The following is a 10,099-nucleotide window of genomic DNA, read 5'->3' on the forward strand; positions in this document are numbered from 1 at the left end:
AAGAAATCATGGTTTAAGAAGATGTCGATATCTTCGACTTGTAGGTGCTAAAATACATATTATTTTAGCAAACACTGCGTGTAATATAGTAAGGATGGTCAACTTAATTATGCAGCAAAAGGCCACCCTTAGCTTTGCTACGCCCTAAAATGAGGAAATAATAAAAATAGGGCTCAAAAACAAAGCCCTATATAGATTGAATTAACAAATATTAATATATTTTTAATGCTACGCATTTTACATTAATAACTTTTTATGCATTTTATTAAATCAAGTTGAATATTTATAAAAAACGTCATTAAAAGCCACTATTTTTTCGGAGCTCTTGGTGGCACTTATTTATCTAAGCATTCAATCATACCAAAACCGAGACTATTTCTATCACCTAATCCACATTCATAGGCTATTTCTATAAGTTCAGAATTACCTATAATCTCACAATCAGTTAAATATCCTTTAATGTTTATCCCATTTTTATATTTTATAAGTTTTCCTTTTGTGTTCTTCCCAAAGTTAATATCAAATCTTGTATCATCTGGCAACTTTTTATGTATTATTTCGTATTTTGCAAGTACATTTCTTCTTATATTTTTAATAAATCTATCATCTTCTATATATAAATCCCTTTTTAAAAGCCTTCCATCTTCCTTTAATAAAGCTGTTGACATAGTTATTGGTGATATTGTTTTAAATTTCATCCTTTCTCTAAATTCTGGTATAGCAGGTATTGATATACTATCTACCTTTAATATTGCACAACCTAATTTTATCTCCTCTTTAAAAAGAATAGATTTAACAAGATACTCTGTAAACTCAGATATAGGTGATGATATAGATAGGTTCACATTTCCACTAAATGTTATTCTATCCTTTTCAATTTTATAGTCTTCAAAAAATAAATTAGAAAAAGTAAACATCTTGTATTTTTTATCATTATATTCAAATCCTTGATTATGAAGTCTATTAGCCATTTCCCCATCTATCTCTTCCAAACATCTATATATAAAAGATGAAATATAATAGTTGTAATTTATATCTATATGTTGTTGCTCCTTTGTATATAGATTTAATTTAATTCTCATCTTAACCTCCTATTATTGAATAATTTCCCATAATACTATAATTCTTATTTTATTACACTAACTCCATCTTATTATCTTTTAATAGGTTTGTTTCTTTTTCTCATATTTCCTACATAATTATATTCTATTTAAAATACTAATTTCCTGCACAATAATTAAAAAGTGACTTTATACATCTTAGTATAAAGCCACTTTATTTCTTTATTATTCAGCTAAACTACTTGCTTCATATGCCTGCTTTAGGTTTTCATAGAATTGGGCTTCTGCTGTTTTTATATATGGCATAAGCCATAAGAATCCTATTCCTACTGTTAAAATACATAATAATGCCCAACCTATAAAGCTAAGTTGTAATAGGAATAGCTTTCCCTTAAATCCCTTCATCATTTGTTTACTTCTTCTTAATGCCTCCATAGCACCAATTTCAGGATTATCCTTTATAATATAAAATGTTAAAGAATAACTATATGCTGCAATGATTCCAGGTATAATTAAAAGTAATGACCACAGAAATATAAAAATTGACATTAATAGTTGTGCTAAAAATGCCGTTGCAAAGTTTTTAAAACCATCAAACAGGTTTTCAAGTTCTAATGGCTCATTTCTTACAAGTCTTAAAAAACTGCTTGCTAAACCCAAGGCAAAAGGTCCACCAATAAGTAAACCAAATATCCACCCAATATATGGGATTGCTCCTGGAATGCCTGGAAGTAATGAGCCAAGAAAGCAAACAAGTATTGCCATACCCCAGTTGCCCTTTAGTCTCTGTCTTGCATCAAATTTTAATTCAGCATTGCTTTTGATTAGTGAATAATTTACGTTCATACCCATCCTCCTTGTTAAAAAACTGTCTACGATTATAACATAAGTAGTAACTAATTACAATATTTTCTACATATTGCGACATAAACCCCTATTTACATTTATTTAACAATAAATGCAAATAGGGGTTATTTTTATCTCTTATTATCATCTTATTACCTTATAGCTATACCTTATCTCTCCTGTAATAGGATCAAACGCATAGTCTATTCCATTTTCTTTAAATATATTTATAATTTCACTTCTAATTTTTATATTATATTCATTAGATTTATCTATATAATTTTTTACCTCATAATAGACTTCATAGGTTACCTTATGTTGTTTTAAAATATAGGTTATTAATTGTGTATGATTTAAAATATCTTCATTAACAAGTAAATCAAGTTGTTTTAAATCATTTACAGTAACTGAATTTAATTTAGATATTGAAATTATTTGAGATAGGTTTGATTTTAATGTATTTTCATCTAAAATACCTCTATTTTCAATATATCTTTTTATAATATCTAAATTCTCTTTTTCTAATTTAATAATATTATTGTAATTTATTATATAGTTAGCAATTTTTTCTTGATTGTAAACTCCTTCTACTGTAGATGGTTTTATATTAAAGGTTTTATTATCTTTTATATACTTAATAATAAAAGGCCTTATCCAAGTATATCCTGCATATATGTTCCAAGCAAATATCAAAATTGTAACTAACGAATAATTTCTAACCCTTCTTGCCTTTTCTCTTTTTTCTAAAAGACCTTCTCTTTCAAGCTCCTTAATTTGTCTCCTAAAATTCCTTTGTGTTTCATTAAGCATCTATTTTCACCCCAACTTAATTTTTTATAATTACATTATCTTTATTCTCTCCCCAACTTTAATTTCCTTTAAAATTCCCTCCTCTGCCTCTACCACAAAGTATGCACCTTTTTCATAGGCTATTTTTCCCTTTGGTAATCCCTCTATCTTTTTTATAACTACCATATTTTTATCTAAAAAAAGAACGTCAATATTAAATCCCATAAAAAAAGTATGAATGCTATTGCAGGGTTTAAAAAGAATTGCCTCATAATGGGGCTTCTTTCTAAACATATATCCTAAAAGTCTATCTTTGAAGTTATTTGCAAAATAAACTCTACATATTTCTCTATCCTTATATATTAGCTTTTTCATAATATCACCTTAAAAAGAAATTATATAGCTTTATAAATGCAGGTCCAAGAATTATAACAAATATTGTAGGAAATATAAAAAATACAAGTGGAAAGAGCATCTTTATAGGTGCCTTCATTGCATTTTCTCTTGCTGCCTGTTTTCTCTGCTCCCTTAAATTTGCAGACTCTATTCTCAAAACCTTACCTAAACTTACCCCAAGCTCATCAGCCTGAATTAAAGAAGTGACAAAGCTTGTGAGCTCCTTTACATCACACCTTTGACTTAAACTTTTTAAGGCTGTTTTTCTCTGTATTCCCATCCTTATTTCCTTTAAGGTTTTAGCAAACTCGTCACTTAAGTCTCCCTTTATATTATCTACTACCTTTGCTATTGCACCATCAAAGGAAAGTCCAGCCTCAACGCTCACAGTTATCAAATCAAGAACATAGGGTAAATCCCTCAATATGTTCTTCTTTCTTTTTTTTACCCTAACTGATAGGTTAAAGCTAAATAGATAGTTTGTTAAAATACCAATAAAAAGTGCGAGTATGAGAGAATTTAATGTACTGTTAGATAAAAGATAAAAAAGGATATAGGAAAATAAAAATGAAATTAAAGTGGATACAGCTTTAATAAAAATCCATCTACCTATATCATTTTTATGATATCCTGCCAGCTCTAACCTTTTATTTAACCTATTTATTTTATTTTGGGGAGTAAACTTTAAAAAGAAATTAAATAAAACAAAATAAAGAGGAACTACAGCCCTCTCTAAAAAGGATTTATCCGAAAGTTCATCTAATTTAACATCCTCCTTAATCTTATCAATTCTCCCCTTTAAAGTAATTTTATTTCTTAAAGCTATCATAAAAATTAAATTTATAACGCAAAAGGCTAATAAAAAGGATAGGAGTAATATTAATAAAAGCATAGTTCCACCTCTATAATTCAACGTTTATTATTTTCATTATCATAAAAATGCCTATAAGTTCAAATATAAAAGAAAAAATAACCATTGCTAAACCTATCTTCGTTGTAAAAAGGAGCATTATATATTCCCTATTAAATAAGTAAATAACTACTCCTAAAAATAAAGGAAGAAGAGAAATAATTGCTCCTGTAAGTTTTCCCTGTGCCGTTAAGGTCTTTAGTTCATTTTTTATCTTCTGACGCTCTCTTATTGTTTCTGTGATATTATCTAATATTTCTGCAAGGTTTCCTCCTATATCCTTTTGAATTAATATGGCATTTATAAGGAGATTCAAATCCTCCGATGTAACCCTTCTTTGAAGATTATAAAAGGCCTCCTGCTCTGACAATCCAAGGCTCATCTCCTTTAAAAGCCTTTTAAACTCCTTCCCTAAGGGCTCCTTTACCTGTTCCCCTACAACTGAAACTGCCTGCAAAAATGAATACCCTGCCTTTAGGGAATTAGAAACTATAACTATTGCTTCAGAGAGCTGACTGTCAAACCTTTTTATTCTATCTATTTTTCTCTTTAACATAAAAAGTGTTGGTAGGGACCACGAGGAGAAGGATAAAGATATTGCTATTATTACATTTTTAGTCAACAAATAAAGTGTTAATCCTGTAATTAATGATATTAATATCTTAATAACAACAAGTTCGTTGTAGGTCAATGGCAAATCTGCCCTTATAAGTTCAAGCTCAACATACTCCCTTATTCTCCCATTGAATTTGAAGTCTGGTATAAGCTTTGACAAGGATTTTATAAAATTTAATTTTTCCTTTTTAACTCCAGAGTTTAATTCAACATATTCCTCATCAAAGTGTTTTAACTTGTCCACCGTCTTAACTTGATTAAATGCTAACATAGATAAAGAATAAAAAATTGAAAAGGAAAGTAGAAAAATCAAAGTTAGTAATAGAACCATATCATCACTTCCAAACTACATAAATATTTCTTGTGGAATGTTTATTCCCTTTTCCTTAAGCTTTTGAATAAACTTTGGCATAACTCCTGTAAAAACAAAATCTCCCTTTACCTTTCCCTTATTGTCAACTCCTCTTTGTTCAAACCTAAATATATCCTGAAGTATTATTACATCTCCCTCCATACCCTGAACCTCAGTTATATGAGTTATTTTTCTACTTCCATCCATAAGCCTTGACTGCTGTATTATAACATCTATTGCTGATGCAATTTGATCTCTTATTGCTCTAACAGGCAAATTCATACCCGACATTAAAACCATTGTTTCAAGTCTTGAGAGCATATCCCTTGGAGAATTTGCGTGCCCTGTTGTAAGTGAGCCGTCGTGACCTGTATTCATAGCCTGAAGCATATCGAGGGCCTCACCTGATCTTACCTCTCCCACAACAATTCTATCCGGCCTCATTCTTAAACTGTTTTTAACAAGGTCTCTTATTGTTATCTCTCCTTTACCCTCAAGGTTTGCAGGCCTTGTTTCAAGCCTTACAACGTGCTCTTGAGAGAGCTGAAGTTCTGCTGCATCCTCTATTGTTATTATTCTTTCTTCGTTTGGTATAAAGGATGATAAAACATTAAGGGTTGTTGTTTTACCACTTCCTGTACCACCAGATACAACAATATTGAGCCTTCCCTGAACACATATTTTCAAAAACTCAGCCATTTTAGTATTTAAAGTTCCAAACCTTATTAAATCTTCAACTGTAAAGGGGTCATCTGAGAACTTTCTTATAGTAATTGATGGCCCGTCTATTGCAAGAGGAGGAATTATTGCATTAACTCTTGAGCCATTTGGAAGTCTTGCATCAACCATAGGTGAACTTTCATCAATTCTTCTTCCAAGTGGAGATACTATCTTCTTTATAACGTGCATTACGTGGTCGTCATTTTTGAACTTTGCATCTGTCAAGGTAAGCTTTCCATTTCTTTCTACATATATCTTATTTGGACCGTTTACCATAATTTCTGTAACACTTGCATCCTTTAGAAACTGTGTAATAGGTCCAAAACCTATTATCTCATCTATAAGTTCCTCCCTTATCTTCTTTTTTTGGGAGCTTGTTAAATTTAATGACTCCTCCTCAATGTTTTTTAAGATTAATGCATTAATCTTTTGTGTTACCTCATCATTTTCCTCTGATATATCCTTGAAATTTATATCAAGTTCCTCTATTACTTTGTTCTGTATTTTAGATTTTAATTTTACATAAGGATCTATTTCCTTTTCTATTTTATTCTGCCTCGTTTCTATATTTTTTTCTTCAAGCCTTTTTATAAGAGACATATAATTGCCCCCTTTATATCTCAAGTTGTCTGCATAGAGTTTCTATTGATTTTTCTATCTTAGATTTTAAAAACTTACTACCCTCAATAAAGGGTTTACCTGTGTTTATTGAGTTTATAACAGTCTTTTCATCATCTGCTATAGTTAAAAATACACTCTCCTTAAATACCTCCTCCGCCTCTTTTTTACCTATTCCATAGTCAGTTTTAAACCTATTTATAACAACCTTAACCTTATTTTTGTCATATCCTAAGGATCTCATAACTTGAAGTCCAAGCTTTGTGTTTTTTAAAGAAGCTAAATCCATATTGGAAATAAAAAGAATATAGTCTGAAATATCTAATATATAAAGCGTTACTTCACTAAAATTAACCCCCGTATCAACCACTACAACATCATAATGCCTCTTTAATGTATTTAATATCTTTTCTACTATTTCTTTGCTTATATATTCAGATGCTTCAGGCTTTTTAGGTGCAAACATTATATCTAAATTTTTATTGTAATTATATAGATAAGATTTTATACTGCTTATTGAATCTATGTTTTCATCATCAACCACATCAAGTATTGTCTTTGCATCAACAGCATCAACAAATATGGATATATCTCCAAACATTAAATCTAAATCTATAAGAAGCACCTTTTTATTTTTGCTTAACTCAATTGCTGTATTTACTGCTAAGGTAGTCTTTCCTACTCCCCCCTTTGAACTAAAGAAGGTTATAACCTTCCCATCCCTTAAATCTGTTTCACTTTCTTTTATGTTCTTATATCTATCATAGGTTAGTTTAATAGTATTTACTAAAGTATCATAATTGAAGGGCTTTATAATATACTCCTTCGCACCATAAAACATAGCCTTTCTTAAATATTCACTTTCCCCTTGAACAGACATAATGATAACAATTACATCTTTAAATTGTGACGTTATCCTTTCTGTTGCCTCAAGTCCATTTAAAACAGGCATATTTATGTCCATTAAAACCACATCAGGTTTTAACTTTTTTATTTTTTCTATTGCATCTTCTCCATCTAATGCCTCTCCTACTATTTCAAAATCCTCTTCAAATTCTATTATTTTTTTTACGATATCCCTTGTTTCTTTAACGTCATCTGCAATCAATATCTTTATTTTATTCATACTATCACTCCTACTTTTTAGAAACAGGAACCTTTATAATCATATTAGGAACTATTATATTTTCATCCTTTATATTATTTATCTCCTTTAACAGGTCATAATTATCAGGATGTCCATAGAAGGCTCTGCTTATGTTTCTTAATGTATCTCCCTTTTTTACCTTATAGTAGATATATTTTTCTTCTTTATTTATAAAAAAATCCGCTTCTACTGCTCCTTTTGATTTTATTGTATCTGTACTTTTATTTGCTCTAAGGGAAAGTTTAATTTTCCCTATATCCTCTGCAAGAACAAGCTTTTCTACATCCTGTGCAGGAACCTGAAGTGTTACAAAAAATCTTGTAGGTATCTTTCCATCATCCTTTGGATTGTTTTGTCTTGTCATATTTCTATCAACTGCTAAAACCTTTATGTTTTGGAGTATAACCTTTGCAATGTCACTTCTTATTACTCTATTGTTCTCCCTCTTCTCTGATAAAAATACAATAACATCAACATAATCGCCAGGCTTTAAAAGGTATGATACACCTGTGTCACCTGTAACATTTACTGAAAGTGCCCTATAATTTTCATCTATATTAAAACTTAACTCGTCTATTTTTTCACCCTGAAGCTTACCAAGAAGTATTATCTCATCCTTTATGATGTTCTCCTTTGCAAATTTTCCTAAAACTAAAGAATAATCCCTAATGTATCCCTGCTGAAGGCTATCCTTTGGTAATTCAATCTCCCTCAACATCTTTTTTTCTATAACAGTCCCCTTTGGTATGTTAGTGTTTGCAACTAAAACCTTAACAAGTTGCTTAGTTTCCTTTTTTGATCCTAATTTACCTATATACATATACACTAAAAAAGTTACCAGTATTGATAATATAAAGGAAAACAACAAAAGCCTCCTAAAATAACTATTCATCTTATCACCTACCTTGAAAGCTTAACGCCATAAACTCCTGTATCATTTAGGCTCATATCAATTTCTGCATTTGTTACATATTTTATAAATCTACCTTTAATCTCTGCCTTACCAGATTTTTTATATATATCCTCAACGAAAAACTGTGCAAATCCAACAACCAAAACCTTTTTTCTACCATTTACCTCCATTGTATTTACAAGAGGTATTGTCCACAGTCTTATAGAATCCCTCTTATAATTTTCAAAGGTACTGTTTTCTGAATTAATGTAGTTTTTTAAATCGTTAACAACCCCAGCCATATTACCTGGTTCTGTATCAAGCATATCCCCAACATTTATAACACCATCATAGCCATACATTGCATTTATATAAAAAACATTAGCCCCCTGTCCTCCTATTGCAAGTACATTGTAATTTCCGTGATATCCATCCCCTGCCTCCTCTTTTAATGTGACTAAATCACCATAGGTAAAGTCATATGCAACAACTCCAAAGGGCCTAACCCCTCCTTTTACGGATTTTGCTGGTCCTAAAATTGCCTTAGATTTTGAATAAACAGTACTTTTGTTTATTCCAAAAATTTTTGCGAATATATGATTAGTCTGCTTTCTTGCCCTAATTTCAATACTTTTATTATCCTCTGATATAGCTATTTGTGCCTTTTTAGGGTCTACTCCGTTTTTTTCAAGATATTCCTTTGCAATCTCCTCTGCCCTTTGAGGATTTGAAGGAAGCTCTAATGCTGCTGAAAGGCAGGCTGCATCAATTGCATTCTCAAGCTTTATTTTTTCTGCATAAACTATGCCAACATCTATAACATAGGCGGAAAAAGATAAAAGTGCAGCAAACATAATAAGTATTATTATGGCTGCATTTCCCCTTTTTTTCATTAAAATCACCTTCATTCAACTCTCATTGCTGTTTCCGCTGTAAGTTCTACTTGGTTTCCTAATATGTTTTTTATTATTGGTATTAAAAGGTCGTATTCATATTCCACCCTAACCCTTAAGGTCTCACCCGGTCTTCTATTAGAATCATTTGGAGTTATTGTAACATTCAGTTTATTAGTATCTATATGAGAAGCACTACTATATACTGCTTGAACTATTTCGTTATCATCTGCTCCCAAAATTCCAAGCCTTGCACCTTCCCTTGATGCATTTTGAATTGTTAGATAGGAATTTAGCATTATACCAAATTCTGATATACCCATAACAATTAGTAAAAGTATGGGAAGTAGTATTGCAAATTCAAGTAATGCTTGTCCTTTTTTTCTATGCTTCATAGCATCTCCTCTTTTTAAAGAAATAGATATGCAGAGTGCATATCTATTTCTTTTTTATTTAATTAGCCTAATTGCTGTGTAATTTGTTGGAATTTTTGTGCTATTGCAGGTCCAAGGAGTACTAATGCTCCGATAACAACTACAGCTATAAGTGCAACAAGCAATGCGTATTCAACCATACCTTGTCCCTTTGTCTTTCTTGAAGCCATAAGATTAAATAATGTTCTCATCATATATATAACCTCCCTTAATGATATTCGCTTTTGTTTTTGTTAATTTAATTATATTTTAGATAGATTCTATAAAATAGATTGCAAAGGTACTAAAATAGAAGTACCTTTGGCATAAAAAAATAGGGACTTAAGTCCCTACAGATTGTTGACAAACCTGTTTGTTAGCTAAAATATGAAAAAGCCCCATGAAAGGATTTCTATTAGCATATTTCATGAGCTTTAGCAATTATTG

General features: G+C 30.6%; 12 protein-coding genes. All 12 read right to left on the reverse strand.

From position 1 onward, the window contains the following. Positions 1-335: 335 nt before the first annotated feature. Complete coding sequence (cas6, locus tag A3M9_RS0112750) at positions 336-1,082, reverse strand: CRISPR-associated endoribonuclease Cas6 (RefSeq protein ID WP_027309516.1); 747 nt, start codon at positions 1,080-1,082, stop codon at positions 336-338. 204 nt (positions 1,083-1,286) lie between these two features. Next, positions 1,287-1,907 carry a DUF975 family protein gene (locus A3M9_RS0112755; protein ID WP_027309517.1) on the reverse strand — a complete coding sequence of 207 codons (621 nt, stop codon included), beginning with the start codon at positions 1,905-1,907 and terminating at the stop codon, positions 1,287-1,289. 144 nt (positions 1,908-2,051) lie between these two features. Further along, entirely contained in the window at positions 2,052-2,717 is a 666-nt protein-coding gene (locus A3M9_RS0112760; protein ID WP_027309518.1) for a hypothetical protein, read from the reverse strand. 30 nt (positions 2,718-2,747) lie between these two features. Then, positions 2,748-3,071 (reverse strand): DUF192 domain-containing protein, encoded by a 324-nt coding sequence (locus A3M9_RS0112765; protein WP_027309519.1) that lies wholly within the window; start codon positions 3,069-3,071, stop codon positions 2,748-2,750. 4 nt (positions 3,072-3,075) lie between these two features. Further along, a complete protein-coding gene (locus A3M9_RS14025) occupies positions 3,076-3,984 on the reverse strand; it encodes a type II secretion system F family protein (RefSeq protein WP_035166775.1) in 909 nt (302 codons plus the stop codon). Positions 3,985-3,994: 10 nt separating this feature from the next. After that, the gene (locus A3M9_RS0112775) at positions 3,995-4,948 is read right to left on the reverse strand and encodes a type II secretion system F family protein (protein WP_242826207.1); all 954 of its coding nucleotides are present in this window, start codon (positions 4,946-4,948) and stop codon (positions 3,995-3,997) included. Between the two features lie 15 nt (positions 4,949-4,963). Then, positions 4,964-6,289 (reverse strand): CpaF family protein, encoded by a 1,326-nt coding sequence (locus A3M9_RS0112780; protein WP_027309521.1) that lies wholly within the window; start codon positions 6,287-6,289, stop codon positions 4,964-4,966. 13 nt (positions 6,290-6,302) lie between these two features. Next, on the reverse strand, positions 6,303-7,433 hold the full coding sequence (locus tag A3M9_RS0112785) for a response regulator (protein WP_027309522.1): 1,131 nt from the start codon (positions 7,431-7,433) through the stop codon (positions 6,303-6,305). A gap of 10 nt (positions 7,434-7,443) precedes the next feature. Beyond that, on the reverse strand, positions 7,444-8,346 hold the full coding sequence (cpaB, locus tag A3M9_RS14330; protein WP_084424799.1) for a Flp pilus assembly protein CpaB: 903 nt from the start codon (positions 8,344-8,346) through the stop codon (positions 7,444-7,446). Between the two features lie 8 nt (positions 8,347-8,354). After that, on the reverse strand, positions 8,355-9,239 hold the full coding sequence (locus A3M9_RS0112795; RefSeq protein ID WP_027309524.1) for a TadE/TadG family type IV pilus assembly protein: 885 nt from the start codon (positions 9,237-9,239) through the stop codon (positions 8,355-8,357). Between the two features lie 11 nt (positions 9,240-9,250). After that, the gene (locus A3M9_RS0112800; RefSeq protein ID WP_027309525.1) at positions 9,251-9,634 is read right to left on the reverse strand and encodes a TadE/TadG family type IV pilus assembly protein; all 384 of its coding nucleotides are present in this window, start codon (positions 9,632-9,634) and stop codon (positions 9,251-9,253) included. 62 nt (positions 9,635-9,696) lie between these two features. Then, positions 9,697-9,867: a Flp family type IVb pilin gene (locus tag A3M9_RS14535; protein WP_084424801.1), complete on the reverse strand. Its 171-nt coding sequence runs from the start codon at positions 9,865-9,867 to the stop codon at positions 9,697-9,699. Positions 9,868-10,099 lie beyond the last annotated feature (232 nt).

The organism is Caloramator sp. ALD01, from assembly GCF_000472625.1.
GTDB lineage: Bacteria > Bacillota > Clostridia > Clostridiales > Caloramatoraceae > Thermobrachium > Thermobrachium proteoclasticum.

Excerpts from the sequence above, each read along its gene's own strand:
- A3M9_RS0112795 (WP_027309524.1), bottom strand. The coding sequence starts at position 9,239 with ATGAAAAAAAGGGGAAATGCAGCCATAATAATACTTATTATGTTTGCT.
- A3M9_RS0112780 (WP_027309521.1), bottom strand. The coding sequence starts at position 6,289 with ATGTCTCTTATAAAAAGGCTTGAAGAAAAAAATATAGAAACGAGGCAG.
- A3M9_RS0112800 (WP_027309525.1), bottom strand. The coding sequence starts at position 9,634 with ATGAAGCATAGAAAAAAAGGACAAGCATTACTTGAATTTGCAATACTA.
- cpaB (WP_084424799.1), bottom strand. The coding sequence starts at position 8,346 with ATGAATAGTTATTTTAGGAGGCTTTTGTTGTTTTCCTTTATATTATCA.
- A3M9_RS0112765 (WP_027309519.1), bottom strand. The coding sequence starts at position 3,071 with ATGAAAAAGCTAATATATAAGGATAGAGAAATATGTAGAGTTTATTTT.
- A3M9_RS14535 (WP_084424801.1), bottom strand. The coding sequence starts at position 9,867 with ATGATGAGAACATTATTTAATCTTATGGCTTCAAGAAAGACAAAGGGA.
- A3M9_RS0112760 (WP_027309518.1), bottom strand. The coding sequence starts at position 2,717 with ATGCTTAATGAAACACAAAGGAATTTTAGGAGACAAATTAAGGAGCTT.
- A3M9_RS14025 (WP_035166775.1), bottom strand. The coding sequence starts at position 3,984 with ATGCTTTTATTAATATTACTCCTATCCTTTTTATTAGCCTTTTGCGTT.
- A3M9_RS0112775 (WP_242826207.1), bottom strand. The coding sequence starts at position 4,948 with ATGGTTCTATTACTAACTTTGATTTTTCTACTTTCCTTTTCAATTTTT.
- A3M9_RS0112785 (WP_027309522.1), bottom strand. The coding sequence starts at position 7,433 with ATGAATAAAATAAAGATATTGATTGCAGATGACGTTAAAGAAACAAGG.
- cas6 (WP_027309516.1), bottom strand. The coding sequence starts at position 1,082 with ATGAGAATTAAATTAAATCTATATACAAAGGAGCAACAACATATAGAT.
- A3M9_RS0112755 (WP_027309517.1), bottom strand. The coding sequence starts at position 1,907 with ATGAACGTAAATTATTCACTAATCAAAAGCAATGCTGAATTAAAATTT.